23 protein-coding genes are annotated in these 25,596 nt (G+C 72.7%); 12 read left to right on the top strand and 11 right to left on the bottom strand.

Annotated elements, in window-relative coordinates; genetic code table 11:
- Positions 1-21 precede the first annotated feature (21 nt).
- From caldi_RS17380 to caldi_RS17370, 3 genes are all read right to left on the bottom strand, one after another.
- Complete coding sequence (locus caldi_RS17380) at positions 22-972, bottom strand: P1 family peptidase (protein WP_264842999.1); 951 nt, start codon at positions 970-972, stop codon at positions 22-24.
- Between the two features lie 32 nt (positions 973-1,004).
- Positions 1,005-2,093 carry an NADH:flavin oxidoreductase/NADH oxidase gene (locus caldi_RS17375; RefSeq protein ID WP_264842998.1) on the bottom strand — a complete coding sequence of 363 codons (1,089 nt, stop codon included), beginning with the start codon at positions 2,091-2,093 and terminating at the stop codon, positions 1,005-1,007.
- A 69-nt stretch (positions 2,094-2,162) separates the two neighbouring features.
- Positions 2,163-2,678: a type 1 glutamine amidotransferase domain-containing protein gene (locus caldi_RS17370; protein ID WP_264842997.1), complete on the bottom strand. Its 516-nt coding sequence runs from the start codon at positions 2,676-2,678 to the stop codon at positions 2,163-2,165.
- 332 nt (positions 2,679-3,010) lie between these two features.
- On the opposite strand from caldi_RS17370, the gene caldi_RS17365 reads away from it, so the two are divergent.
- The 3 genes from caldi_RS17365 to gerQ all read left to right on the top strand — a co-directional run bounded on the left by caldi_RS17365 (position 3,011) and on the right by gerQ (position 4,932).
- Positions 3,011-4,018: an MBL fold metallo-hydrolase gene (locus tag caldi_RS17365; protein ID WP_264842996.1), complete on the top strand. Its 1,008-nt coding sequence runs from the start codon at positions 3,011-3,013 to the stop codon at positions 4,016-4,018.
- A gap of 95 nt (positions 4,019-4,113) precedes the next feature.
- On the top strand, positions 4,114-4,545 hold the full coding sequence (locus caldi_RS17360) for a cell wall hydrolase (protein WP_264842995.1): 432 nt from the start codon (positions 4,114-4,116) through the stop codon (positions 4,543-4,545).
- 12 nt (positions 4,546-4,557) lie between these two features.
- Positions 4,558-4,932 (top strand): spore coat protein GerQ, encoded by a 375-nt coding sequence (gene gerQ, locus caldi_RS17355; RefSeq protein WP_264842994.1) that lies wholly within the window; start codon positions 4,558-4,560, stop codon positions 4,930-4,932.
- Positions 4,933-4,995: 63 nt separating this feature from the next.
- Here the strand turns inward: gerQ and caldi_RS17350 are convergent, their stop codons facing one another.
- A complete protein-coding gene (locus caldi_RS17350) occupies positions 4,996-5,361 on the bottom strand; it encodes a type II toxin-antitoxin system PemK/MazF family toxin (RefSeq protein ID WP_264842993.1) in 366 nt (121 codons plus the stop codon).
- A 174-nt stretch (positions 5,362-5,535) separates the two neighbouring features.
- Here caldi_RS17350 and caldi_RS17345 point away from each other — a divergent pair, with 174 nt between their 5' ends.
- Positions 5,536-6,609, top strand: coding sequence for a YkvA family protein (locus caldi_RS17345; RefSeq protein WP_264842992.1), 1,074 nt, complete (start codon positions 5,536-5,538; stop codon positions 6,607-6,609).
- Positions 6,610-6,720: 111 nt separating this feature from the next.
- Positions 6,721-7,317, top strand: a complete 597-nt coding sequence (locus tag caldi_RS17340) for a Uma2 family endonuclease (protein WP_264842991.1) — start codon at positions 6,721-6,723, stop codon at positions 7,315-7,317.
- A gap of 2 nt (positions 7,318-7,319) precedes the next feature.
- On the opposite strand, the gene alr is transcribed toward caldi_RS17340, so the two are convergent.
- The 3 genes from alr to caldi_RS17325 form a co-directional block, all read right to left on the bottom strand.
- Entirely contained in the window at positions 7,320-8,501 is a 1,182-nt protein-coding gene (alr, locus tag caldi_RS17335; RefSeq protein WP_319951829.1) for an alanine racemase, read from the bottom strand.
- The gene (locus caldi_RS17330) at positions 8,498-10,222 is read right to left on the bottom strand and encodes an NAD(P)H-hydrate dehydratase (protein ID WP_264842989.1); all 1,725 of its coding nucleotides are present in this window, start codon (positions 10,220-10,222) and stop codon (positions 8,498-8,500) included. Before caldi_RS17330 ends, alr begins: the two co-directional genes overlap by 4 nt.
- A gap of 384 nt (positions 10,223-10,606) precedes the next feature.
- Positions 10,607-10,987 carry a holo-ACP synthase gene (locus caldi_RS17325; RefSeq protein ID WP_264842988.1) on the bottom strand — a complete coding sequence of 127 codons (381 nt, stop codon included), beginning with the start codon at positions 10,985-10,987 and terminating at the stop codon, positions 10,607-10,609.
- 153 nt (positions 10,988-11,140) lie between these two features.
- On the opposite strand from caldi_RS17325, the gene caldi_RS17320 reads away from it, so the two are divergent.
- From caldi_RS17320 to caldi_RS17300, 5 genes are all read left to right on the top strand, one after another.
- On the top strand, positions 11,141-12,571 hold the full coding sequence (locus caldi_RS17320) for an FMN-binding glutamate synthase family protein (RefSeq protein WP_264842987.1): 1,431 nt from the start codon (positions 11,141-11,143) through the stop codon (positions 12,569-12,571).
- Between the two features lie 64 nt (positions 12,572-12,635).
- A complete protein-coding gene (locus caldi_RS17315; RefSeq protein ID WP_264842986.1) occupies positions 12,636-14,141 on the top strand; it encodes a spore germination protein in 1,506 nt (501 codons plus the stop codon).
- Positions 14,138-15,229, top strand: coding sequence for a Ger(x)C family spore germination protein (locus caldi_RS17310; protein WP_264842985.1), 1,092 nt, complete (start codon positions 14,138-14,140; stop codon positions 15,227-15,229). The genes caldi_RS17315 and caldi_RS17310 overlap by 4 nt, the downstream gene beginning before the upstream one ends.
- A gap of 102 nt (positions 15,230-15,331) precedes the next feature.
- Positions 15,332-16,417, top strand: coding sequence for a GerAB/ArcD/ProY family transporter (locus caldi_RS17305; protein WP_319951828.1), 1,086 nt, complete (start codon positions 15,332-15,334; stop codon positions 16,415-16,417).
- 91 nt (positions 16,418-16,508) lie between these two features.
- Positions 16,509-17,642: an NAD(P)/FAD-dependent oxidoreductase gene (locus caldi_RS17300; RefSeq protein WP_264842984.1), complete on the top strand. Its 1,134-nt coding sequence runs from the start codon at positions 16,509-16,511 to the stop codon at positions 17,640-17,642.
- 6 nt (positions 17,643-17,648) lie between these two features.
- Here caldi_RS17300 and caldi_RS17295 read toward each other — a convergent pair whose 3' ends face one another.
- The 3 genes from caldi_RS17295 to caldi_RS17285 are packed head-to-tail and all read right to left on the bottom strand — an operon-like array spanning position 17,649 to position 21,908.
- The gene (locus caldi_RS17295) at positions 17,649-19,577 is read right to left on the bottom strand and encodes a CPBP family glutamic-type intramembrane protease (RefSeq protein ID WP_264842983.1); all 1,929 of its coding nucleotides are present in this window, start codon (positions 19,575-19,577) and stop codon (positions 17,649-17,651) included.
- Positions 19,574-20,881 (bottom strand): glutamate-1-semialdehyde 2,1-aminomutase, encoded by a 1,308-nt coding sequence (gene hemL, locus caldi_RS17290; RefSeq protein ID WP_264842982.1) that lies wholly within the window; start codon positions 20,879-20,881, stop codon positions 19,574-19,576. Before hemL ends, caldi_RS17295 begins: the two co-directional genes overlap by 4 nt.
- Positions 20,882-20,885: 4 nt before the next feature.
- Complete coding sequence (locus caldi_RS17285) at positions 20,886-21,908, bottom strand: peptidylprolyl isomerase (protein WP_264842981.1); 1,023 nt, start codon at positions 21,906-21,908, stop codon at positions 20,886-20,888.
- A 197-nt stretch (positions 21,909-22,105) separates the two neighbouring features.
- On the opposite strand from caldi_RS17285, the gene caldi_RS17280 reads away from it, so the two are divergent.
- Positions 22,106-22,987 (top strand): HAD family hydrolase, encoded by an 882-nt coding sequence (locus caldi_RS17280; RefSeq protein WP_264842980.1) that lies wholly within the window; start codon positions 22,106-22,108, stop codon positions 22,985-22,987.
- A gap of 312 nt (positions 22,988-23,299) precedes the next feature.
- Positions 23,300-24,418, top strand: coding sequence for a redox-regulated ATPase YchF (ychF, locus tag caldi_RS17275; RefSeq protein ID WP_264842979.1), 1,119 nt, complete (start codon positions 23,300-23,302; stop codon positions 24,416-24,418).
- Between the two features lie 289 nt (positions 24,419-24,707).
- Here ychF and caldi_RS17270 read toward each other — a convergent pair whose 3' ends face one another.
- Positions 24,708-25,589 (bottom strand): VOC family protein, encoded by an 882-nt coding sequence (locus caldi_RS17270; protein ID WP_264842978.1) that lies wholly within the window; start codon positions 25,587-25,589, stop codon positions 24,708-24,710.
- Between the last annotated feature and the right edge of the window lie 7 nt (positions 25,590-25,596).

Genomic DNA, 25,596 nt, shown 5'->3' with positions numbered 1-25,596 from the left:
CTCCGACGGAAGACGCACCGCTCAGCCGGCCAGCCCGGGCAGACCCCCGGCGGAGGCGGCCAGGCGCACGGCGCGCAGGATGGCCTCCTCCACCGCCCGCGCGGCGGCGAGGCCGACGAGGGTCACGTCGCCATCCTTGTCCCCGCAGCTCAGGACGAAGACGGTGTCCCCATCGTAGGGAGTGAACGCCGGCTCGATGGTCCGGGCGAGCCCGGCGTGGGCCATGCGGGCCACCACCGCCGCCTGCTCCTTGGTGAGCCGCACGTCGGTGGCCACGCAGCCGATGGTCGTGTTCTGCCCGGGCAGGGCCGCCGGGGGCTCGCCCGCCAGAAGCCGGCGCGCCGCGTCCAGGAAGGCGCCGTCGGGGGCCCGCGCGCCGGCCACGATGCGCCCCGTCCGGGGATCGCGCACGTCGCCGGCCGCATTCACGGCCACGACCGCCCCGACCACCCCGCTGCCCGGCAGGCGCACGGACGCCGTCCCGAGACCCGATTTCATCGCGAATGCCGGCCCGAGGAGCTTCCCCACCGAAGCGCCCGTCCCGGCGCCGACGTTCCCCTCGGCCACAGACCCGCCGGTGGCCGCCCGGCAGGCCTCGTAGCCCATGGCGGCGTCCGGACGGGCCCTGGGGTCTCCGAGGGCCAGGTCGTAGAGAACCGCCGCCGGCACGATCGGCACCACCCCGGCGGGGGTCGGGAAGCCCTTGCCCTGCTCCTCCAGGTAACGCATGACCCCGGAGGCGGCGTCGAGCCCGTAGGCGCTCCCGCCCGTGAGGAGCACGGCGTGCGCCCGCTCGACCAGCTGCCCCGGCCGGGCGAGGTCGGTCTCCCGGGTGCCGGGGGCGCCGCCCCGGACGTCGGCCGCCACGACGCCCCCCTCCGGGCACAGCACCACGGTGCAGCCCGTCAGACCCACCACGTCGGTGGCGTGTCCGACGCGGATCCCCGGGACGTCCGTGATCGCTCCCGCCAAGCCCGGTCCCCCCAGTCACGGCACCGTTACGACTACTGCCACACCGCGCCGGCCGGTCGGGCCCGCAGGTACTGGGGTGGCCAGGGCGCCCGGTCCGCGTGGCCCAGCTCGTGGGCGGCCCGCAGCGGCCAGTACGGGTCGCGCAGGAGCTGGCGGCCGAGGAGCACGAGGTCGGCCTTGCCCTCCCGGATGATGGCGTCGGCCTGCGCCGGGGTCGTGATGAGGCCCACGGCCCCGGTCGCGATGCCGGCCTCCCGGCGGACCCGCTCGGCGAACGGTACCTGGTAGCCCGGATCCGTCGGAATCGACACGCCGGGGACGAGGCCGCCGGAGGAGCAGTCGACGAGGTCGACGCCGAGCGCCCCGAGCCCCCGCGCCAGCTCGACGGACTGGTCGGGGTCCCACCCGCCCGGCGCCCAGTCGGTGGCGGAGATCCGGACGAAGAGCGGCAGCCGCTCGGGCCAGACCTCCCGGATGGCCGCGACCACCTCGCGCACGAGGCGCGTGCGGTTCTCGAAGGACCCGCCGTACCGGTCGGTGCGGTGATTGGACAGAGGCGAGAGGAACTCGTGCAGGAGGTAGCCGTGGGCGGCGTGGATCTCGACGACCTGGAAGCCTGCCTCCAGGGCCCGCCGGGCACCGTCGCGGAACGCCCGGACGATCTCCGCGATCGCCGCCTCGTCCAGCGCCTCCGGCACCGGATAGCCGTCGTCGAAGGGGATGGGGCTGGGGCCGACCACCGGCCGCCACCCGCCTTCTTCCGGCCCCACGGGCGCGAGGCCCTCCCAGGGCCGGCGGGTGCTGGCCTTGCGCCCGGCGTGGGCCAGCTGGATGCCGGGGACGGCGCCCTGGCCCCGGATGAACCGGGTGATGCGGGCCAGCGGCTCCACGTGACGGTCGTCCCAGATGCCGAGGTCCTGGGGGCTGATGCGACCCCGGGCCTCGACGGCCGTGGCCTCGGTGATCACGAGCGCCGCCCCGCCGACCGCGCGTGAACCCAGGTGCACCAAGTGCCAGTCGGTGGCCATCCCGTCCTCGCCGCTGTACTGGCACATCGGCGACACCGCGATCCGGTTGCGGAAGGTCACATCACGCAACTTCAGTCGCTCGAACAGGTGCAACGTCCCATCGCTCTCCTTGCGCAAAGTCAGGCCATGAGGTGGCCGCCGTCGAACTCTTCCACCTCCCGGTCAGCGCAGCGCCTCGATGATCGTCCGGCAGAAGGCGGGGAGGTCTGCCGGCTGCCGGGAGGTGATCAGGTTCCCGTCGCGGACGACCTCCTGGTCCAGGTACTCGGCGCCCGCGTTCACCATGTCGTCCCGGATGGAGGAGAAGCCGGTGGCCCGGCGCCCCTTCAGGATGCCGGCCGAAGCGAGCACCCAGCCTGCGTGGCAGATGGCGGCCACCACCTTGCCCTGCTGGTCCATGCGGCGAACGAAGTCGACCAGGGCCGGGGAACGCCGCATGAGGTCGGGCGCGTAGCCGCCGGGGATGATCACGGCGTCGACGCCGGCCGGGTCGATCTGGTCGACGGCCCGGTCCGCCTTCGCGACCAGCCCGTGCTTGCTCGTGTAGCTCTCCCTGCCGGTGCCGGCGACCACCACCGTGGCGCCGGCCTCCTTCATGCGGTAGTACGGGTACCAGAACTCGAACTCGTTGTAGAGGTCCTCGAGCAGGATGACGACCGTCTTGCCTCGGATCTCCATTGTTCTGCCGCACCCGGCCGCGGCCGGGGCGGCCCTCCCCCCTTTCCGGATGATCGGTCGCCGGGTGAACGGAAGCGACTTACCCGGCCCCTTGTTCTGCGGAGGGCGGCTGGTTCCTGCCGCCGGCGGACGCGGGCACGCTCAACCGGATCGCATGCACGGCAGCGCCTCCTGTCAGGTTGTCAGGATCCCCGCGTGAGAATAGCGACCCGAAGAAAGAGGAATGACATCCTTTCTGACAATCTGTTGCCCGTGTCAGGGCGTAGGGCCTAGAATCGGGCAAAGCGCCGCTGCCCTCCAGGCGGACGGCGCGAGCGAAGGGAGGCCCGCCCGTGACACTACCAGCCGGGATCCGCCGACTCGTGATCCCCACGACCCTGCCGGTGGGGAATGTCAACGTCTACCTGATCGAGGGCGCGGTCCCCACTCTGGTGGATTGCGGCCCGTGGACCGTGGAGGCGGCCACCGCTCTCTGGGAGGGCCTCGGTGAGGCGGGGATCGATCCTTCTGCCATCCGCCAGGTCGTGCTCACCCACCCCCACGTCGACCACGCGGGGCTGGCCGCGGAGGTCGCCCGCATGTCGGGCGCACCCGTGCTGGCCCATCCGGAGGCCGGACCCACTCTGGCCGCCCCGGGTGCCGCCATCCGCCGGACGGTCCGTCACCTGGAGGCGTGGGGTCGCCGGCACGGCGTGCCCACGCCGACCCTGGGCCGGATCATCCACAGCTACACCCGCTGGTCTGCCCTGACCGAACCGGTGGAGGTCTTCACCTGGCTGGAGGCCGGAGACCTGCTCGTCGCCGGGGACAGCGTGTGGCGGGTGCTTCACACGCCGGGCCATTCCTCCGGGCACATCTGCCTGTTCCGGGAGGAGGACGGGACCCTCCTGAGCGGCGACCACCTCCTGCCCGGCATCCCCTCGAGCCCGCTGCCGGAGCCGTCGGTCGACGGCCGCACGCGGCCTGCGCCCCAGATCCTGTACCTGGCTCACCTGGCGCGGCTTGCAGCGCTGGACATCCGCCACGTCCTCCCGGGACACGGCGAGCCCTTCTCCGTCACGCGGGAACTCGTCGCGACCCGCATCGCCCAGGTGCACGCCAAGGCCAACGAGGTTTGCCGGTTACTGGAGCTGGAACCCCGCACGGCATGGGAACTGTGCTCGGCCCTGTTCCCGCAGGTCGGGGAAGAGAATCTCATCTTCGCACTGGCGAACACCGCCGGCTACCTCGACCTCCTGGCCGCCCAGGGCCGGGTGGCGCCCCTCGAAGACCGCAGCCCCGTCGTCTTCTCCGGCGTTCCGTTCGTCGACGGGCTTCTCCGGAACCGCCGGGCGAGCTGACAGGCGCTGCCGCTCCCCACCGGCCCGATTGTCACCCCCCCGGGAGGGCGTCATACACTGCGAGTGCACGCCACACGACGGGAGAGGAGACACGCATGGCCGTCGTGAAGGCGACCCGTCGCGACCTCCAGCTGCTCGCCCGGCTGATCCGGGCCGAGGCGGAGGGCGAGGGCGACCTCGGGATGCTCATGGTGGGAAATGTGGGGGTCAACCGGATCCGGGGGAACTGCCTGGACTTCCGGGGCATCCGGACGATCCCGCAGATGGTGTTCCAGACCCCCGGGGGGTTCGAGGCTGTCCGCAAGGGCTACTTCTACCAGCGGGCCCGCGGGAGGGAGATCCGGCTGGCCCGGAAGGTGGTCGCCGGGGAGCGATACCACCCGGCCACGTTCGCCCTCTGGTTCCACCGGCCCCCGGCCGAGTGCCCACCCGCCTGGTACGGCCAGCGCCACACCGGGCGGTTCAAGTCCCACTGCTTCTTCGCACCCTCGGCCGAAGACTGCCCCGGGGTGTACCGAACCTGGTGAGGGGTGGATGCCGTGTATCCCTTCCCTGCCGACTGGTGTCCGCCGCTGGGCCCCATGCCCTACACCGGCCCTGCCCTGCCCCCGATGCAGGGCGAGGAGTTCCCACCGGCACCCATGCTCCCGCTCGAGGAGTCGTACGTGGAAAACATCCTCCGGATGAACCTCGGCAAGATGGCATCGGTGTACATGACCTTCGAAAACAACCCGGAATGGCCGGCGCGCGTCTTCCGGGGGCGCGTGGAGGCGGCCGGGCGGGATCACATCATCCTCAGCGATCCCGAGACGGGCAAGCGCTACCTCCTGCTCATGGTGAACGTCGACTACGTCATCTTCGACGAACCGCTGCAGTACGTGCCGCCGCCGGGAGTGCGCATGCTCCGCCGCTGAACGGAGAGGAGGGCAAGGTGACCGGCCACCTTGCCCTCCCCGCGCTGTCGGCCCGGACACCGCTCAGATCTCCTTGAGGCCGAGGCTGATCATGAGCGCCTCGTTCACCCTGGCCATGACATCCTCGCCGAGGTGGGTCACCCGTTCCCGCAGGCGCCGCTTGTCGATGGTGCGGATCTGCTCGAGCAGGATCACGGAGTCCCGCTCCAGGCCATACGCCTCGCCGTCCAGCTCCACGTGGATGGGTAACTTGGCCTTCTCGATCTGGGAGGTGATGGCTGACACGATCACGGTCGGGCTGTACCGGTTTCCGATGTCGTTCTGCAGCACCAGCACCGGCCGGACCCCTCCCTGCTCCGAGCCGATCACCGGGCTGAGATCGGCATAGAACACGTCGCCGCGACGGATCGTAAGGGGCGGGCGTGTCACGACAATCCGGCCTCCTGCGTCATTGTATCCACGGGCCGTCCGCGGGGTCATCGCCAGACCCGGGGGCTGGAACCGGAGCACGACTGCGAACGAGACCGGGCATGTGGACAGTCTAAGCTTCGAGACGGTCGGTTCAGGGGAGGGGACGTCCGGAGGCGCGCTCCGGGCATCGCGATGAGAGTATCCGAACTGGAAGTACGGCTGGCGCCCGCGGACATCCGCCAGCTGCTGCAGAGCCTGGTGGGGCCGGGGGCCCGGGTCACGATCGAAGCGGTCGCCGTCGAGGACGCGCGCCTGCGGGTCCGGCTGCGGCCGGCCGCACTGCCGGTCCCGATCGAGGTGCAGGCCCACATCCGCCGGGTGGACCCCGGCGAGCTCGTGCTGGGGCTCGACATCGGGGCGATGGGTCTTCTGCCGGCCGCCTGGCGCACCCGGGCCCTCGACCTGCTGTCACAGCGCCTGGACGCTCCCGGGGTGAAGCTGACCGACGGGCAACTCCACATCGCCGCCGCCACGCTCGCCGGTCCGCTGGCCACCGCGTGCCGGCTGAGCGCCGCGGACATCCGCGACGGGCGCCTGTGGCTCCGGCTGGAGGACGTGCAGATCCGGGAGGGGCCTGTGAGCCAGCCGGCGGCCGCCGCGACGGCGCCGCCCCCCGCGCCCGGGGAAGAGGACCTGGCCGCGGCGGCCGGAGAGGATCTCCAGGTCCCACGGCCGGAGACCGGCGCCGGGCCGGAAGCGCCGGACGAGTCGGGGGCCGTCGCCCAGATGCCACCGGAGCGGCCGGTGGAGGGCGACCACGAGGTCACCTACCGCCGCATTCGGGACCGGGTGGCCAGCTTCCTGGATCGCAGCCTGCCGGAGTGGCTCCAGCCGGCGGTTCCCTGGGTGCTGCTCCTGCCGGACTTCGTGGTGCTCCTCGCCCGGCTGGTCCGGGACCCGGCGGTCTCGACCCGGGCCAAGGTGGTGGCGGGCGCGGCGCTCGGGTACCTGGCGCTGCCGGCCGACATCCTGCCGGACTTCATCCCCGGACTGGGCGTCCTGGACGACGTGGCCCTGGCGGTCTTCGCCCTCGAGGCGCTCGTGGGGATGAGCCCGCCGGAGGTGGTGCAGAGGCACTGGCCGGGCAGCGAGGACGTGCTCGAGGTGGTCCGGCAGGGGCTGGCGTGGACGGCCCGGTTCTTCCCGAGGCGGTTCACGGACCGGCTCCGGCGGTGGCTGCAAGAGAAAGAGAAGCCGGACAGGTAACCGCGGCGCCCCCGCACGAGACCGGGGGCGCATTTTCGTGTCCACTTCTTGACATGCTGCAGAATACGCGAAATGATTTGAGAGAAACCGGGGCAGAGGAGCGCAGGCGGCATGACCGAAACGCGGGCCGACATCCCGGGCGCCGGCGTGGAAGCGGAACTGCTGCGCGGCGCCCGAGGGCCGTACAGGGTGGCCGACTACATGGAGCTGCCGGAGGACGGGCCGCGTTTCCAGCTGATGCGGGGCTGGCTGGTTCGGGAACCGTCGCCGACGGAACGCCACCAGCGCGCCATCGGCAACCTCTACGTTCTCCTCCGCCGCTGGGTGGGTGCACGCCGGCTCGGCACGGTCTACCTCGCCCCCTTCGACGTGGTCCTGTCGGACCAGGACGTCGTGCAACCGGACATCCTCTTCGTTTCGGCGGACCGCCGGAGCGTGGTCACGCCGAAGAACGTCCAGGGCGCGCCGGACCTGGTGGTGGAGGTGCTCTCCCCTGGTACGGACCGGCGGGATCGGGTCGTGAAGCTGCGCATCTACGCCGAAGCCCGCGTGCGCGAGGCGTGGGTGGTGGACCCGTGGGCCGAGACCCTCGAGGTGGTGGCCCTGCAGGAGGAAGGGTCGGGCACGACGTACCGGGGCGACGAGCGTCCGCGCTCCGCCGTGCTGGGCGAGCCGGACTTCTCCGTGGCGGAGATCTTCGCTGAGTGACGTCACTTGGCGGGTGGAAGCGCTACGGATGGCGGCCCCACCTCCACCACCTCGCTCCCCCGCAGGTACACCCGGGGCACGCGGCGGCCGATCAGGCACACGACCTCGTAGTTGATCGTCCCGAGAAGCTCCGCCCAGTCGTCGGCAGTGAGGCCGGGGCCCATGAGGACGACCTCGTCGCCGACCTCGGCGGGGACACCGGGCGGGATCCGGATCATCGTCTGATCCATGCAGACCCGGCCCACGACGGGGCACGGCTGTCCGGCCACCAGCATCGCGCCCCGGTTGCTGAACAGGCGCCGGTACCCGTCGGCGTAGCCGACGGGCACGGTGGCCACGCGCTCGCCCCCCCGGGCCGTCCAGGTGGCCCCGTAGGAGACGTGCTCGCCGGGGGCCATCGTCTTCAGGTGGACGATCCGGCTCACCAGCCGCATCGCCGGCCGCAGGTCGGCGGGCCAGGAGCGGGCCGCGTCCGGGGCGAGGCCATACAGGGCGATCCCCGCCCGCACCAGGTCGTAGTGGGCCCGGGGGTGGGCGAGGATCGCCGCGCTGTTGGCGGCGTGGCGAAGGCGCGGGCGCACGCCGGCGTTGCCGAGTGCAGCCAGGGCGTCCTCGAAGCGGGCGATCTGCTCTCGGGTGTAGGCCGGGTCGGGGTCGTCCGCGGCGGCGAAGTGGGTGAAGACCCCCTCCACCTCGACCCCCGGCAGACCCGCCACGAGACGGGCGAAGGGCTCCACGTCTTCCGGCCGCACGCCGATCCGGCCCATGCCGGTCTCGACCTTCACGTGGACTCGGGCGGGCCGACCCGAGCCGCGCGCCACGGCGTCGAGCGCCCGGGCGAGGCGCGGGTCGTAGACGGCCACGCGGAGGTCGTGGTCCACGACCTGCCCGGCCTGCTCGGGGAGGACCGGGCCGAGGACCAGCACCGGCGCCGTCAGGCCGGCCTGCCGCAGCTGGATGCCCTCCTCGACGGTGGCCACCCCGAGCCACTCCGCCCCCGCCGCCAGTGCCTCCCGGGCGACGGGCACGGCGCCGTGCCCGTACCCGTCCGCCTTGACGACGGCCATCAGGGCCGTTCCGGGCCGGAGGTGGCGCCTGAGCTCCCGGACGTTGTGGGCGATCGCGTCCAGGTCGATCAGGGCCCGGGTGGGCCGCAGGGTCTCCAGGCCCGGGGCGCGTGTCACTTCCAATGAGCGGGCGCCTCCTCTCCGAGCCGGGCCAACGCCGCCCGGGCGGCGGGCAGCTCGCCGAGCAGGTCGCCGGCCAGGATCCCGTCCGGAGCGATGCGGGCGGCGATCCGGTCGGCGGCGAAGCCGTGCAGCGCCACCCCGGTCACGGCCGCCTCGCGCGGGTCCATGCCCTGGCCGATCAGCCCCAGGATGATGCCGGTCAGCACGTCGCCGGATCCGGCCGTCGCCAGCGCGCGGTTGCCAGTGAGGTTCACCCACACCGTCAGCGGCGCGCCGCCCGTCGCCACCAGCGTGTGCGGCCCCTTCAGCACCACCGTCTGCCCCGTGCGCCGGGCCGCCTCCCGGACGGCGGCGGGGCGGTCGGCCTGCACGGCCTCGGGGGTGGTGCCCAGGAGCAGGGCGAGTTCGCCCGCATGGGGCGTGAGAACCACGGGGGCCGGGGCACTCTGCAGGTCCTCCGGGCGGGCGGCGAAGGCCCGGAGGCCGTCGGCGTCGAGGACGACGGGCCGGCCCGCCGTGAGCACGAGCCTTCGCACGAGGTCCATGGCCCAGTCCCCCTGGCCGATGCCCGGCCCCACCGCCAGGGCGACGGACCGCTCGACGAGCGGGAGCACGGCCTCGGCCGCCCCGGGGCCGAAGCCGCCATCCGCCGCGGCGGGCAGTCCGTGGGTGATGATCTCCGCCGCGCGGCTTGCCACGAGGCCCGCTGCCGGATCCGGCACCGCCGCCACCACCAGGCCGGCCCCGGCCCGCAAGGCCGCCTGGGCGGCCAGGGCGACGGCCCCCGGCATCGGCCGGGAGCCGCCGACGACCAGGACCCGGCCCCGGGTACCCTTGTGGGCGTCCTCCCCGGGCCGGGGAAGGCGCGCGCCGGCCCGGGCCGGGAGGGCCAGCGGGTAGACGGCCGGTCCCGGCGGCTCCACGCCGGCCGGCAGGCCGATGCCGGCCACCCACACCTCCCCCGTGAGCCCGGCCGCCGGGTAGAGGAAGAGGCCCAGCTTCGGGGCGCCGAACGTGACCGTCCACTGCGCCCGCACGGCGGGGCCGGGGACCGCACCGGCGTCGGCATCGATGCCGGACGGGACGTCGACGGCCAGGACCGGCCGGCCCGCGGCCATCACCGCCCCGATGGCTCCCGCCACCGGCTCGCGGGGCGCGCCGCGCACGCCGGTTCCGAGAAGGGCATCGATGACGAGGTCCGCCTGGGCGAGCCACTCGCTCACGGGGGCCCGGCCGTCAGCCAGGGGCAGGGTCACCAGGCCCGCCTCCTGGCAGGCCCGGAAGTTCACGCGGGCATCGGGCGTCAGCCGGTCGGGATGGCCGTAAAGGAGAACCCGGACTTCCGCGCCCCAGGCGTGCAGGTGCCGGGCAGCGGCCAGGCCGTCGCCCCCGTTGTTGCCGTGCCCGGCCACGACCACGACCCGGGGCGGGCGCCCGCCCGGGGCAAGAGGGGGACGCGGGCCGGGCGTCCCGGACGCCGGGCCGGGAAGGCCCGGCGCGGGGCGAACCCGCACCAGCCAGGGCGAGCCGGGGAGACCGGCGAAGGCGGGGCCGTCGTCAAGGCTGCCCGCAGGGCCTGCACCCGTGAGGACCTGCCAGGCCACTTCCGCCACGGCCCGCCCGGCGTTTTCCATGAGGGCGAGGGGCGGGATGCCGTAGCGGTCCTGCGTCTCCTGCTCCATCGCCCGCATCTGCTCTGCCGTGACCGCCCACATGACCCTCACCGTTCCTATCGCAAGCATTCCTGTGCAAATCCCCTCCAAATCCACGCCGACGACACCGGAGCCTGTACCTGCCGGTGCCGCGGCGGATAGGGGTACCCCCCTGCCTGGGCCTCCCCCGGAGGGACGCTGGTACAAAGCGTGCATCGGCTTCCGCCCCCGCACGCCGGGGAGAACCCGGCGCCAGTCGCCCCAGGCGTGCCGCCCGCGATTCCTTGCAGGTAGCGGGCAGGCGATGAGCGGGGCGTGGAAGCAGGCGTAGGCGAAGTGCGACAGCCGCCGGGCGTGCCGGCCGGCGATCCAACCTGTGGGAGGCTTCAGGAAAACGATCCGATACCCGACCTTTCATCAAAGTGGCGAGCTGTTACAAGCCCCTCGTCACTCCCCCAGCGCCAGGACCTGGGCGACGGCGTAGTGGCGTGAGTGCGAGATGCTGAGGTGCAAGGCCGTCACCCCCAGGCGGGCGGCCCTTTCGGCCAGCGAGCCCGTCAGCCGGAGCCCGGGACGGCCGAGCGGACCAGGGACGACCTCCACCTCCTGCCAGCGCGCCCGCCGGAGGCCGGTACCGAGGGCCTTCAGCGCGGCCTCCTTGGCGGCAAAGCGCGCGGCGAGGCGGCGCCAGCGGTGCGCCGGCGCCGCCCCGGCGTAAGCCAGCTCGGCGGGGGTGAAGACCCGGGTCAGGAAGCGGGGAGTGCGCTCGGCGGCCCGGCGCACGCGGTCCACCTCGATGATGTCGATCCCCGCTCCCACCAGGCGCATCCCGGGGCCCCCCACCTTCCGGAACGTGTTCGGACGGGCACTCCGACTTCTCTAGTGTAGCACGCCGCCACCCCGGCCGGGCAGGATGAGGCCGGACCGGCGTGCCCAGACTAGTCGGGGGGGCAGCGGGCCTTCGGGGAGGGAGGCGAGGCCGTGTGGCTGCTGGCCTGGCTCCTGGGCGGAGCCGCGGTGCTCGCGGGAGCGTGGCTGCTGGCGGCCGCCCTGGGGCGCCGGCTGGTCGACGCCGCGGTCGACCGTGCCCTCCGCCGGCTCCTGACCGAACCGTACCACGAGAACCTCTGGGAACTGGTGACCGGCTTCGGTCACAACCCCCCGGGACCCACGCTCGAAAATGCGCTCCGCGCCCGGGCAGGACGGGCGATCAGGCGCCCGATCGGCACCGGCAGGCGCTTCCGGGACTTCCGCGGTCTTCTCTTCCGCCCCGCCCAGTTGACCCGGCGCCCGCTCGAACCCGACGAGCCGGTGGACACCCGCGTGACCATCGGGCCACAGGCGCGCCGGCCCGTTCACCTGGACATCCCCGTCCTGCTGGCCGCCATGGGATACGGCGTGGCCGTCAGCGAGCGGGTCGCCGTGGCGCTGGCGCGGGGGGCCGCCCTGGCCGGCACGGCCTGCAACGCCGGCAAGGGACCCCTGCTCCCCGCCGTACGCCGCGAGGCCCGCATTCTCGTCGTACAGTACACGGGCACGCCTTGGACGTCCGACCCGGCAGTATTGCGACAGGCAGACATGGTGGAGATCTGGTTCGGGCAGGGCGCGCAGGCGGGCCTGGAACCCACCCTGGAGCCGGGCGACGTGCCCCGGCAGGCGGCAGAGGCCATGGGATTCGGCGACGACGAGGTGGTCGTGCTCCCCTCCGGGGCGACGGATCGCCGCGATGCCCAGACGCTGCGCCGCCTGGTGCACGACCTGCGCGCCGTCACGGGCGGGGTCCCGATCGGGGTGAAGCTGGCAGCCGGCCACGACCTGGAGGCGGACCTCGACGTGGCCTTGGCCGCCGGGGTCGACTTCATCTCCCTCGACGGCGCCCAGGGCGGGACGCACGCCGCGCCACCCATCCTGGCGGACGACTTCGGCCTCCCGACCCTGCACGCGCTCTGCCGTGCCCGCCGCCACCTGGACGCGCGGGGGACGGGTGGGAGGGTGAGCCTCCTGGTCGGCGGCGGCCTCCTCACCCCCGGCGACTGCCTGAAGTGCCTGGCCCTCGGCGCGGACGCCGTGTACATGGGTACGGCGGCCCTCTTCGCCGCCACGCACGAGCAGGTTACCCGGGCCATGCCCTGGGAGCCGCCCACGGAGCTGGTGTGGGCGACCGGTGTCCTCGCCCGCCGCTTCGACCCCGCGCGCGGCGCAGAGAGCCTGGCCCGGTTCCTCAGGGCGGTGACCGACGAGATGGTGATCGGCGCCCGCGCGCTGGGCAAGCGGGCGCTCCGGGACGTGAACCGGGACGATCTCGTGGCCCTGGACCCGGAGACCGCCGCCATCACGGGCGTGCCGCTCGCCTACGGTTTCCCGGCCGCGGATGCGCCGCAAGCCGACCCCGCTCGCCGGCAGCACGGATAGGACGGCCCGGCGGGAAAACCCTAGGATCGTCATGAAGAGCATGAGTGCGGGTTCTCCCCCAGCGATGCGGAACGCCGGCGGCGACCTCCGGACCCGGGTGGACCAGGTCCGCAGGCTCCTGGGCGACGCGCACGACATTCGCTGCCTCTGGCTGTACGCGCCGGGATCGCCTCGGACCCGCGCGGCCCTGATTCACGTCCAGGGGCTCACCGACCGGCAGGCGCTCCGCCGGCACGTGCTCGCCCACTTCGAACCGGCACCGCCGCCCCCGGCGACCGGCGCGAATCCCCCCGAGGTCCCCTCCTCCCCGCAGGGCAGGGACGGCGCCGGACAGGACGTCCTGAAGAAGCTGGCGCCCGTCGAGCCGCTCCGGCCGACAGACGGCCAGGACCTCGTGGACCGCGTGCTCTCGGGCGAGGCCCTTCTCCTCCTCGAAACCGACCCGGAGCCCTGGATCCTGCGCATCTCCGGCTGGAAGGAGCGGCCCGTACCCCGCCCCACCACCGAGTCGAGCCTCCGGGGCGCCGGAGAGGCCTTCACCGAGAACGTGGAGGTCAACCTGGCCCTGGTCCGCCGCCGGCTCCGCGACCCGCGCCTCATGGTGGAGGAGACCCGCCTCGGCCCCAGCAGCCGGGTCCTGGTGGCCCTCGTGTACGTCCGGGAGCTCGCCCGGCCGGACCTCGTCCGCGAAGTTCGGGACCGGCTCGGGCAAGTGCATGTGGACGCGGTCATCGACGCCAGCCAGCTGGCCGAGATCCTCGTGGGGCGGTATCGCACCGCCTTCCCGCTGTACATGGCCACGGAGCGCCCGGACCGCGCCGCGGCGTGGCTCATGGCGGGCAAGGTGCTCGTGATGCTGGACGGTTCGCCGTGGGTCGTGCTCGTGCCGGTGCGGCTCATCGACTTCTTCTTCTCCGTCGACGACTACTACCTGCGGCCGGCGGTGGTCGCCCTGCTGCGGCTGGCCCGGATCGCCGCGTGGCTGGGGATCGTCCTCTTCCCGGCCCTCTACGTCGCGCTGGAGGCCCACAACGTCGACGTGCTGCGGCTCGAGCTCATGCTGGCCGTCGACGCCGCCCGCGCCGGGGTGCCGCTGAACGTGGTGCTGGAGTCGATCTTCCTCATCGTCATGGTGGAACTCATCCAGGAGACGGCCGTGCGCCTGCCCGAGAAAGTCGGGGCGTCGACGACGATCATCGGGGCACTGATCATCGGCGAGGCCGTGGCCCGCGCGCGCATCGTCAGCGACATCATCATCGTCATCATCGCGATGGCGGCGATCGGGAGCCTGACCTTCCCGGACCGGGAGATTGCCGCCGCCTGGCGGATCAGCTCGGGCCTGCTCCTGCTCGGAGGGGCCGTTCTGGGCCTCTTCGGCGTGTTCCTGGGGCTCATGGCGCTGGTGTTCCACCTGTGCTGCCTGCAGTCCCTGGGACAGCCGTACCTCCACCCCCTGGCTCCCCTCAACCTCCGGGACCTCCGGCAGGACGGGCTCACCCGGCGATACTGGTGGGAGATGCCCGCCCGGGGCCCACACCCCTTCGTCCCGCCCCGGCGGAGGCCACAGTGAGGCGGGCGCCGCTGGCGGCGGCCCTGGCCCTTGCCGTGGCCTCCGCGGGCTGCTGGGACTTCCGGGACACGGATGAGCGCGCGCTGGTCCTCATGGTGGGGATCGACCGCGGTCAGACCGCTCCCTACCAGGTATCGGTGCAGATCCCGATCCCGCGCGGCGGGGCGCCGGAAGCCCTCATCGCCTCCGACTTCCGCGTGCTGGCCGAGGAAGGCCGGACGGTGGAGGAGGCGCTGGAGAAGATCCGCGCGAGCCTGTATCGCTTCATGGAGCTCGGCCAGGTGAAGGTCGTGATCGTCGGGGAAGCCGTCGCCCGGGAGGGGCTCGGCGGCATCGACTGGCTGTGGCACAGCCGGCGTTTCCCGGCGGTGGCGTTCCTGGCCGTTGCCCGGGAGCCCGTGGCGGAGGTGATCCGGGCCCGGACGCCGCCGGTCGCGCTCCCGGCGCTGTTCCTGTATCACGCCTTCCGGCCCACCCACGGGGTAGACGACGGGGTGGTGCCGGTGGAACGCTGGCAGGCCCTGCAGCGGCTCCGGAGCCCGCTGGAGGACGTCTTCCTGCCGGGGGTCACGTCCCGGAAGTACGGGCTCAACGTGGAAGGGGTGGCGGTGTTCCGGGAGGGACGGCTGGTCGGATGGTTCAGCCCCGAGGAGTCCAGGACGTTCAACCGGTTGCGGTCCACGCGCTTCTACGGCTCCCTCGCCGTGCCCCGGGGGGGCGGCGGCAAGCCCGGGGACCTGCTCCTGACGGGCGGGAGGTCCCGGTACGGCGTGCGGGTCGGCGCAGGCGGAGAGCCCGTCCTCTGGGCTCACCTCGAGGCCCAGGCCGCGGTGCGCGAGCGCGACGAGATGCCGATCCGGGAGCTCGAGGCGGCCGGGGCCCGCCAGCTGGAGGAGGAAACCCGCCGCGTGCTGGCACGCCTCCAGGCCCTGGGTGCGGACCCGCTGGGGTTCGGCGAGCGCCTCCGCCGCCTGGACCCCACTCACCCGGCGGTCGCCGGACCGGAAGCGTGGCGCCGGGCGTACGCGCGGGCGCCGCTGGAGGTGGAGGCCGTGATCCGCATCCGCACCACAGGGTACACCCGGTGAACGTGCACGCCCCGCGAAGGAGGTCGTGAGATGGCGATCCGGGGCCGGATCTCTACCGGCCAGGTCTTCGCCCTGGCCACACTCGTCTCCCTCTGAGGGGCCATCCTCATCCTGCCCACCGTGAGCATCGCGGTGGCAGGGCGGGCCGCCTGGACGGTGGTCCTCGCTGCGTGGGTGGTGTCGGCGCTCGGGAGCGGCGCCTTCTGGCTGGCCGCGCGCCGTCACCCGGAGGAGCGGTTTCCGACTTACGTCCTCCGGGCCCTGGGCCCCGTGCTGGGGCGGGTGGCACTCCTGTACCTGGCGGGGGTCCCGGTCCTGGTCGCCGCCGTCGATCTCATCCTGATCTTCGAATCGGTGGACGACGTCTTCTACGACCGGACCCCCTTCTGGGCCCTCGCGGCCGCCGTGCTTGTGGTCGCCGGGTACGCCGCCTGGACCGGGTGGCGCTCCCTGGCCATGGTGAGCCCGCTTCTGCTGCTCGCGGTGGGTGCCACCCTCTCGTTTCTCTGGGCCCTGCTCGTGCCGAAGGCCGAAGCCGGCTACCTGTGGCCGCCGATCGACCCGGGCCAGTTCCGGTGGGAGCCTGTGGCGGTGTGGCTGGCCCTGGTCGGGTTCCACTACCCGGTGGTCCTGCCCTTTCTCTTCCCCCTCGCCGCCCGGAAGAAGCGGTTCTTCCCGGCGTTCGCGGCCGGGGGCTTCGCCGGCGCCGCCGTCATCCTGGTCTCCGTCCTGTTCGTCGTCGCCGTCGTGGGCCCGGAGGCGGCGCGGGAGCTCGGTCAGCCGTACCCGGACATCACCGCGGTGCTGACGCTCCCCCGCTCCTTCTTCGACCGGCCGGAGCACCTGGCCCGGCTGAGCCTGAACGTCAACGCGCTCATGGCTGTGGCTGTGTCTCTCCTGGCAGGTGCGGAGATGCTCGCAGCTCTCGTCAGCGCGCGCAACCCCGACCCCTTCATCCCCGTGGTCGCCGGGGGCGCACTGGGGGTCGCCTCGGCCGCCCATGAGCCCGGACTCCGGCAACCGCTCATGGCAGCGACCGGAGGGCTCCTCTACTCGGCGGTCCCCCTCCTCCTCCTCCTGGCCGTCCTGCCGGCACGGCCCGCCCGAAGCCCGCGCCCCGGCCCGGACTCCCGCGCTCCGACCACCCGGCGCGTCCACCGGGCGGCCGGACCGTTCCTGAAAACGTGAGCTTTCCTTATGAAAACAGGAAAACAGGATGAAAACAGCGACCTGTTACAAACCCTAAGAACCGGCACTTGGCGGTCGGGAGGGCGAGAAGGTGGCACGCATCCTCGTACTGGGCGCCGGGTTCGGCGGCATCACGGTCGCCTACCGGCTCGCGGCCCTCCTCGGACCGGAACACCCGATCACGGTCGTGGCAAGGGAGGCGAACTTCGTTTACCTCCCGTCCCTGCCGTGGGTGGCCGTGGGAACACGGCAGCCTCAGGACATCGTGGCGCCTCTCGGGCCGGGGCTCCGGCGCAAGGGCATCCGATTCGTGGAGGCGGAGGTCCGGGCGGTGGACCCCGACCGCCGGCAAGTGGTCGTTGACGCCGGCGTCCTGCGCTACGACTTCCTCGTCATCGCCCTGGGGGCGGAGCTGGACTGGGAGGCCCTCCCCGGCGCCCGGACGCACAGCCACAACATCCACCGCCTGGACGGCGCCGTGCGGATCTGGGAGGCGCTGCAGGAGTTCGAAGCGGGGGAGATCCTGATCGCGATCGCCGCGGGCGCCGATACCCCGGCGCCGGCCTACGAGCTCGCGTTCCTCCTCGACGACTACTTCCGGCGCCGGGGCCGGCGACGCCGGATCGAGATCGAGATCGTGACGAACGAGCCCCGGGCCCTCGACCAGGGCGGCGACGGGGCGTCCCGGGTGGTGGCCCGGGCGCTGGAGCAGAGGCGAATCCGCTTGCGAACCGCCACGCGCGTCCGTCAGGCCGAGCCGGGCTGCCTCGTGCTGGAGGACGGGACGCGGCTCGGGGCGGAACTCCTCTTCATCGACCCGCCCTACCGGGGCCCCGCACCGCTCCACTGCTCCTCCCTGGCGGACGCCGCCGGCTTTGTCCGGTGCAACCTGCACATGCAGAACCCGGACTACCCGGAGGTCTTCGCGGCGGGCGACTGCGTGGCCCTGGACGGGCTGAAGACGGGGCACAACGCCCGCCTCGCCGGAGGCGTCGTGGCACAGAACCTGGCTGCCGTGGTCGGCGGCGGCCCGCCGCGCGCCCGGTTCCGGCCGTCCACCCTGGTGGACCTCCCCCTGGGAAGCCGGGACGCGGTGTTCTCGATCTGGAAACCGTCCCCGCCCGCACTGGGCAACTGGCAGATCCAGATCACCCACGCCGGGCGGGCACCCATGTGGATCAAGCACGCCCTCGAGCGGTACTTCCTCTGGCAGATCGGTCGTTAGGCCTCGTCACGCCCCCGGCAGCAGATCTCCCTCCCCGGAGAAGCGCAGGGGCTCGAGCGGGGTGAGCGCCTCGCAGGTGCCGGCGGCCAGCACTTCCTCCAGCACCGGAGCGGTGACCCACAGCTCCTCCAGGTGGAGGGTGGACCGGATGCGGGCCGCCCGGAGCCGCCCGGGGTCGACCGGCTCCCCCTTCAGCGCTTCGAGGCTCCGGATCGCCCACTCGATGGCGGACCGGTCGCTGGGGAGAGCCGGTGGGCACATCGCCCGGAACCAGAAGCCCGACGTGGCGATGTTCGTCAGGGTCTTGTCCCAGTCGATCGCGTCCGCCAGGCGCCGGGTGGTGAAGTCAGCGAGCCCGACCCCGTTCGCGTTGCCGGCCGACGCCTCCGACAGCCGCAGCACCACGATCCGGCCGATCCGGGGCCACTCCGGCTCGGGCATCCCCGGCACCCGCCACCGGCCGATGACGTTCGTGTCCATGCCGGTGCCGCTGTAGTTCTTGCCCATCTCCTCGACGATGAGGAGGTCGAGGTCCCGCACCGGCAGCCCCGGCAGGAGCGACCGGGCCTCTTCCAGGAGCCGCTCCTCCCCGGCCTCCATCTCCTCCGGGAGGAGCAGCCGCACCTTTGCCGTCTCCTCGTACCCGTTCTCCAGGATGGCCAGCCCGCCCAGGATCGGCAGCCGCTCCAGACCAAGGCGACCCATCTCCCGGATGGCGGGGTAGATCTCGGGCGCTCCCAGCCGGTGCACCTGGCGCGCCCCCGGCACCTTCCCGAGGCCGACGGTAAGGATCTTGAACAGCCCGCTCTCCAGGGACCCCCGGAAGGACGTGTGGGGCTTCACCCGGTTCACGAGGAGGATGGCGTCGGCACGCGCGGCCTCGGCGTCGCAGTAGAGCACGTGGCCGGAGGCCGTGGTGCCGACCGCCACCGCCTGGTCCGTCACCCGCAGGGGTGCCCCTACCGACTCCTCCGTGATGCCCAGATGCGCGAGGAGCTCGGCCTGTCCTGCGGCCGTGCCGCCCCCGTGGCTGCCCATGGCGGCGACGAGGAAGGGTTCGGCGCCCATCTCCCGGAGCGTGCCCACGACTGCGCGCAGGATCGCCGGGATCCCGGCGATGCCCCGGCTACCCGCCGTGACCGCCACCGTCATGCCGGGCCGCACCCGGCCCTCCAGGCGCCGCAACTCGGCCCGGACGGCAGCGGGCACGTCTTCGACCCGGGGCCGGGGAAGATTCTGCCGGATGCGCGCCATCGCCAGCATGCCGAGCACCTCACCTTGTGTCGGGATGACAGCCGGGCCAGCGGCGGCCTCCACCGCCCCGGCTTCCGCTCTCTCCGGCTCGCCGCGGCGCTGCCGGTAAAGGAGGTAGGCGACGACCGCGCCGTTGTGCACCACGTGCGCCAGAACCGGGGCCCAGAGCGTCCCGCTCCACTCGTATGCGTAGCCGAAGGCCAGGCCGGCCAGGCCGGCCGCCATGACGTACGACCACATCTCCCGCAGCTGCCAGCCGCCGTGAGCCAGGCCGAAGGCGGTGGCCGTGGGCCACACGCCGAGCGAGGGCTGGATTCCCCCGCGGAAGAGCACCTCCTCCCCCACCGCGCCGGCGGCCACCACCAGGAGCAGCACGGGCCACCCGGCGAGGCGGAGGACCTCGCTCCCGGACTGGATCCCCGTTCGCTCCAAGGCCTTGCCGAATTGCGGCCACACGGAGGCCAGGAGCGCGCTCACGCCGAGGGAGACGCCGGCGCCCCCCAGGGCCCAAGGCAGCGCCTCGCGCAGGGAACGGCCCACGCCCGCCGGAGGGCCGGCGAGCGCCTGCACCAGGCTCTCGCCCCGCAGGATGCGGGCCAGCAGCACCCCGCCGAGGACCATGCCCAGGGGCGCCAGGACTCCGGCCACCAGCGCGATCCGCAGCCGGCGGCGCAGGTTCACTGCACCATCGCCAGCGCCTCGTCGAGCGCGTCCCCGGCGGCCTCCAGGGTGGCATCCAGGTCGGCGTCGGTGTGGGCGAGGCTCATGAAGCCCGACTCGAACTGCGAGGGGGCGATGTACACGCCGCGGCGGAGCAGCGCGTGGAAGAACCGGGCGAAGAGCCGGGTGTCGGACTTTAGGGCGGACTCGTAGTCGTACACCGGCTCGGCCGAGAAGAAGAGTCCCCACAGCGAGCCGATCCCCTGCGCGCGGTACGGCAGACCGCGGCGGCTCAGAAGCGCGTTCAGCCCCTCGACCAGCCGGGCGGTCTTGCGCTCGATCTCCGCCATCACCCCCGGCCGGCGCAGGATCCGGAGCTGGGTGAGGCCGGCGGTCATCGCCAGGGGGTTGCCCGAGAGGGTGCCGGCCTGGTACACGGGCCCGGCCGGGGCGACCAGCTCCATGTAGCGCCGCTTGCCCCCGTACGCGCCGACCGGCAGGCCGCCGCCGATCACCTTGCCCAGCGTGACCAGGTCCGGGTCGATCCCGAAGTGCGCCGCCGCGCTGCCCCCGGGTAGGCGGAAACCGCACAGCACCTCGTCGAAGACCAGGAGGGCGCCGTGCTCGCGCGTGATCGACCGCAGGCCTTCCAGGAAGCCCGGGCGCGGCAGCACGAGCCCCATGTTGCCCGCCACCGGTTCCACGATCACCGCGGCGATCTGATCGCCGTGCTGCCGGAACGCCTCCCGCACCGCATCGAGGTCATTGTACGGCAGGCTCAGGGTGTCCCGGGCGGCGCCGGGCGCCACGCCGGGGCTGTCGGGCACGCCCATGTCCATCGCCCCGGAGCCCGCCCGCACCAGAAGGCTGTCGTGGTGCCCGTGGTAGTTGCCGATGAACTTGACGACCTTGGGCCGGCCGGTCGCCGCACGGGCCACGCGGAGCGCGCTCATCGTGGCCTCCGTACCCGAGTTGACCATGCGGATCATCTCAAGCCCGGGGTAGAAGTCGATGACCTCCCGCGCGAGCTCCAGCTCGAGCTCGGTCGGGGCGCCGTACGACGTCCCCCGCAGGACCGCCTCCCGGAGCGCCTCCACGACCTCCGGGTGTGCGTGCCCGAGGACGAGCGGGCCCCAGGAGAGGAAGTAGTCGATGTAGCGGTTGCCGTCGACGTCGTAGAGGTACGCCCCCTCGCCCCGGGCGATGAAAGGCGGGGTACCCCCCACGGACCGGAACGAGCGCACCGGGCTGTTCACCCCGCCCGGGATGACCTCGCGGCTGGCCGCGAACAGCTCCGCCGACCGGACCCGATCGTTCATGGCCATCCCCCTACTTTCCGGCCGGCGCCGGCTGCCCCGACTGGCCCCCGGGCGGCTGTGCGCCCTGGGAGGACCCACCGGTCTGGGACGTCCCGCCGCCCTCCGGGGCGGGCGCGTTCGGCTTCGGTGCCGGTGCCGGCTCCAGGGTATTGGTGATGGTCGCCTTGCTCTTCATCTCTTCGAGCCACTGCGGGATGAGGGTGCCCAGTTCGTCCTCGAGGGCGTCCTGCCGGACCTTGTCCTTCACTTCTTCGAACCGGGCCTGTCGCGCCGGCTGGTGCTCGGTAACCTGGATGATGTGGAACCCGAACGGCGACTGCACCACCCCGGAGATCTGCCCGACGGGCAGCGCGAAGGCGGCGTTCTCGAACTCTGGCACCATCTGGCCGCGAGTGAACAGCCCCAGGTCGCCGCCCTGCTGGCCGCTCATCGTGTCGACCGACTTCTCCCGGGCGAGCTGCGCGAAGTCGGCGCCGCCCTTGAGCTGGTCCAGCACGGCCTCGGCCTCTTCCCGGGTCTTCAGGAGGATGTGCCGCGCCCGGACCCGCTCGGGTTGATCGTACTTGTCGCGGTTGTCCTCGAAGTATTTCTTCAGGGCCTCGTCGGTGAGCCGCTCCTTGGCCCGGGGCTCGACGAGCTTCTTCAGCATCAGGGTCCTCGACACGGCCTGCTCGAGACGCTCCTGGGTCACGCCGCGCTCGGCGAGGAAGGCCTGGAACGCCAGCTCCGAAGGGAACTCCTTGCGCAGGTTGTCGATCTCGGCCTGCATCTCCTGCCTGGTGACCTGAACGCCCTGCTTCTTCGCCTCCTGGGCAATCAGCCGGTCCTCGATCAGGCCCTGCAACACCTGCTTTCCGCTCCGGGCGACCAGCTCGTTGTACAGATCGGCCTTGGTGATGGCCTCGCCGTTCACCGTGGCCACCACAGCTCGGCTGTCCAGGCTGCGGTAGAGCACGTACACCTGGACGCCGAGAATGGCCGAGAGAGCCGCGAAGGCGACCGTCAGAACGACCCAGACAAATCCTTTCTTCAAACGGATGCCCTCCCGTTTTCGTGTACCACCACTGCTCTGATCTTCGCCCCACGGCGGGGGACTCCTGCGGGCTCCGACCGCTCCTACAGCTTCCCAGTGACTCTGTGAACAGGAGGCGGCCGGGTTGCCCTCGCGTTCCCCGTCTGCTACCTTACTTACCAACACCACTGGAACCATCGCCCGGAGGGTCTGGCCCCATGATCACACCCGGCTCACCAGAGCCCGCCGCGCAGCCCGCCCCGTCCGCCGTCGACCCCGCCCGGCTCGCCCGCATCCGCATCGTGTTCTCCGACCTGGACGAGACGCTCCTCGGCCCGGATCACCGGGTCGGCGACCGGAGCCGGCGGGCGGTGGAGCGCCTCCTGCGGCTGGGGGTCGAGTTCGTCGTGTGCACCGGCCGGGCGCCCGAGGCCACGCGGCCGATCGTCGAGTCCCTCGGCGGCCGCTACATGGTCTGCACCAATGGCTCCTCCGTCTACGACGGCCACACGCTCCTGATGCAGGAGACGCTGCCCGCTCCTCTCGTGGCGGAGATGACCGCCTTCTTCCACGGTCACGGTTGCCCCGTCTACCTCATGACCCCCGTGGGTTACCTGGTCACCCGGGTCACCCCGCTGGTCGAGGAGGCGAACCGGGTCCGGGGCGTCGCCCCCCGCCTGGCCGGCCCGGAAGACTGGCACGTCCCGGCGCACAAGGTCATGCCCTGGGGGGCGGCACACCTCCACGACGAGGCCCTGGCCCGCTGGGCGGAGCGCGCCCAGATCGTGTACCATCCCGACTACCTCGAGATCACCCCGCGCGGCGTGACCAAGGCGTGGGGCGCCCGGTGGCTGGCCACCCGCCTGGGGTTCACTCCGGACCAGGCGGCAGCGATCGGAGACGCCCGCAACGACATCGAGCTCATCACCTGGGCCGGCGTCGGGGTCGCGATGGGGGACGGCGACCCCGTGCTCCGGGCCGCCGCCAAGGCGATCGCCCCGCCTCACACGCAGGACGGCGCCGCCGAGCTCTTCGAGGCCATCGCCGCCGCGCACGAGGCCGCCCGTGCCCGCGGAGGCGGAGGGCCCGACGCCCGGTGATGCGTCGTTCCCCGCCCGCACGTTGAAACGTGACGGCGCAAGGCGGTGTGGTGAAGGCGGGCGGAATGCTGGCGCGACGCGGGGTGACGTATCGTCCCCCGCCGGGGGCCCGGTGGAGCCACGGGCGGGGGACATCGTGGCCGCTCCAGAGGATCACCTGCCGGAGCACGGACTTCCGCCATGCCGGGTGCATCTTCTCGACCTCATGCGGCGGGTCCCCCCTTGCGGGCGAGGAATGGCCGTGCAGACGGTGGCCGGATGCTGTCGCCCCACAACTGTGGTACCATGGGTGGCTGGGACGGTGAAGGATCCGTGGGGCTCAGCATCGGCATCGTGGGGCTACCGAACGTCGGCAAGTCGACGCTCTTCAACGCGCTCACCCGGGCCGGGGCGGCAGCGGCGAACTATCCCTTCTGCACGATCGACCCGAACGTCGGCGTGGTGGAGGTCCCCGACCCCCGCCTCGACGCCCTCGCCCGCCTCTATCACCCCCGGAAGGTCACGCCGGCCGTGGTGACGTTCGTGGACATCGCCGGGCTGGTGCGGGGGGCGTCGAAGGGCGAGGGGCTGGGGAACCAGTTCCTGCACCACATCCGCGAGGTCGACGCGATCGCCCACGTGGTCCGGTGCTTCGAGAATCCGGACGTCACCCACGTGGAGGGCTCTGTCGATCCAGTGCGGGATGCCGAGACCGTCGAGCTGGAGCTGGTCCTGGCGGACCTGGAATCCGTCCAGCGCCAGTACGACCGCAACGTGAAGGCCGCGCGCTCGGGCGACAAGCAGGCCGCCTCGGTGGTCCGCGTCGCCGAGCGGCTCCTGGAAGCGCTCGGCCAGGGCCAGCCCGCCCGTAGCGTGGCGTTCGAGGGCGATGACCTCCGCACCGTTCACCACATGCACCTGCTCACCCGCAAGCCGGTGATGTACGTGGCGAACATCGCCGAGGCGGACCTTCAGGACCCGGACGCCAATCCGCACTACCGCCGGCTGAAGGAATACGCTGCGCGGCAGGCGGGCGGCGCCGGCGCCGAGGTGGCCGTCGTGCCGGTGTGCGCCCAGATCGAGGCCGAACTCGCCGACCTCAGCCCCGCCGAGCGCCAGGAGTTCCTGCGGGCGCTGGGGCTTTCCGAATCGGGCCTGGAGCGGTTGATCCGCACCGGTTACCGGCTGCTGGGCCTCATCACCTTCCTGACGGCGGGGGACCCGGAGGTGCGTGCCTGGACCATCCGCAAGGGCACCCGGGCTCCGGAGGCGGCCGGCGAGATCCACTCGGACATGGAGCGCGGGTTCATCCGCGCCGAGGTCGTCGCCTTTGAGGACCTGATGCGGGCGGGGTCTCTCGCCGCCGCCCGGGAGAAGGGTCTGGTCCGCCTGGAAGGACGGGACTACGTGATGCAGGACGGCGACGTGGTGCACTTCCGTTTCAACGTGTAGGAAGGGGGGCCTTGTCGACCGTGATCAGCCCGGCGGACGTCCGCGTCGCCGAGCGGGTCGTGCGCCGCCACTTCCCGCCGGCTCCCCTGGCCCGGCACCCCGCCCGTCCGACCGCGCTGACCACGCCCGGACTACGTGCTCGGAAAACAAATGAGCCCCAAGACTGAAGGGCCGGCAACCCGGCTGGCCGGCCCCGCCCTGCACGTCTACGCCCGCGGTCGATCAGGGTGCCGGGTTTCCGCTCCGTCTCGCCGGGGCGCCGGCAAGACGCCAGCGGGCCTTCGCAGTCTTACCGCACGGTCAGCACGACGCCGTTCCCGTCCGGGTCGCGCACGAAGTGGCCCGCCGGCAGGGACTCCACCCCGATGCGGTGGCGGAGGAGGCGGTCCACCAGTCCGTCCCGGACGGCCGCGCCCGGGAGGACGATCTCGAAGAACCGGAGGCCCGCGGCCTCCCCGGGCGGCGCCGGGGCCCCGATCCCGGCCCACACGTTCAGCCCCAGGTGGTGGTGGTAGCCGCCCATGGCCAGGAACCGCGCCCCAGGGTAGCTGCGGGTGGTCACGTCGAACCCGAGAAGGCCGTGGTAGAACCGTTCCGCCCGATCCAGGTCGGCCACCTGAAGGTGCACGTGCCCCAGCACGGTTCCCGGCGGAAGCCCGGCGGCCGACTGCGCCTCGGCCAGCAGGCCGTGCAGGTCGAGCGGCTCGGTGGTCATGAACAGTTCGTCGCCGCGGCGGAGCCAGCTCTCCCTGGGGCGGTCGGCGTACAGCTCGATCCCGTTCCCGTCGGGGTCACGCAGGTACACCGCCTCGCTCACGGCGTGGTCGGCGAACCCTTCCAGCGGCCATCCGCATTCAACCAGGCGCCGCAGGACCGCGGCCAGTCCCCGTCGGTGCGGGAGCAGGAGGGCAAAGTGGTACAGGCCCGTGGTCCTCGGCGGTTTCGGCGGCGCACCGGGCCGCTCCGCCAGGACGACCAGCGGCTCCCCGCCGGCACCCAGGACAACGGAGTTCGCAGGGTCGGAACCCCGACCGGCCAGTCCGTCAGGCGGGAGCACCCGCAGGTCGAGGACATCCCGGTAGAAGGCGAGCGACCGGCGGATGTCCGCGACCTGGAGGCACACCCGGCCGAGGCGCGTCCCATCGGGCAGCGAGAAGGCTTCCATGGCCATCCGCCAG

The organism is Caldinitratiruptor microaerophilus, assembly GCF_025999835.1.
Taxonomy (GTDB): Bacteria; Bacillota; Sulfobacillia; order Symbiobacteriales; family ZC4RG38; genus Caldinitratiruptor; species Caldinitratiruptor microaerophilus.
Note: the sequence above shows the minus strand (reverse complement) of the source record. Positions and strands in the feature narration are given on the sequence as shown.

What these genes read in the sequence shown, in the direction of transcription:
- caldi_RS17280 (WP_264842980.1), top strand. Translation starts at nt 22,106, where the DNA reads ATGATCACACCCGGCTCACCAGAGCCCGCCGCGCAGCCCGCCCCGTCC.
- caldi_RS17360 (WP_264842995.1), top strand. Translation starts at nt 4,114, where the DNA reads ATGGCCGTCGTGAAGGCGACCCGTCGCGACCTCCAGCTGCTCGCCCGG.
- caldi_RS17345 (WP_264842992.1), top strand. Translation starts at nt 5,536, where the DNA reads ATGAGAGTATCCGAACTGGAAGTACGGCTGGCGCCCGCGGACATCCGC.
- caldi_RS17340 (WP_264842991.1), top strand. Translation starts at nt 6,721, where the DNA reads ATGACCGAAACGCGGGCCGACATCCCGGGCGCCGGCGTGGAAGCGGAA.
- hemL (WP_264842982.1), bottom strand. Translation starts at nt 20,881, where the DNA reads ATGGCCATGAACGATCGGGTCCGGTCGGCGGAGCTGTTCGCGGCCAGC.
- caldi_RS17370 (WP_264842997.1), bottom strand. Translation starts at nt 2,678, where the DNA reads ATGGAGATCCGAGGCAAGACGGTCGTCATCCTGCTCGAGGACCTCTAC.
- caldi_RS17325 (WP_264842988.1), bottom strand. Translation starts at nt 10,987, where the DNA reads ATGCGCCTGGTGGGAGCGGGGATCGACATCATCGAGGTGGACCGCGTG.
- caldi_RS17330 (WP_264842989.1), bottom strand. Translation starts at nt 10,222, where the DNA reads ATGTGGGCGGTCACGGCAGAGCAGATGCGGGCGATGGAGCAGGAGACG.
- caldi_RS17270 (WP_264842978.1), bottom strand. Translation starts at nt 25,589, where the DNA reads ATGGCCATGGAAGCCTTCTCGCTGCCCGATGGGACGCGCCTCGGCCGG.
- caldi_RS17315 (WP_264842986.1), top strand. Translation starts at nt 12,636, where the DNA reads ATGCGGAACGCCGGCGGCGACCTCCGGACCCGGGTGGACCAGGTCCGC.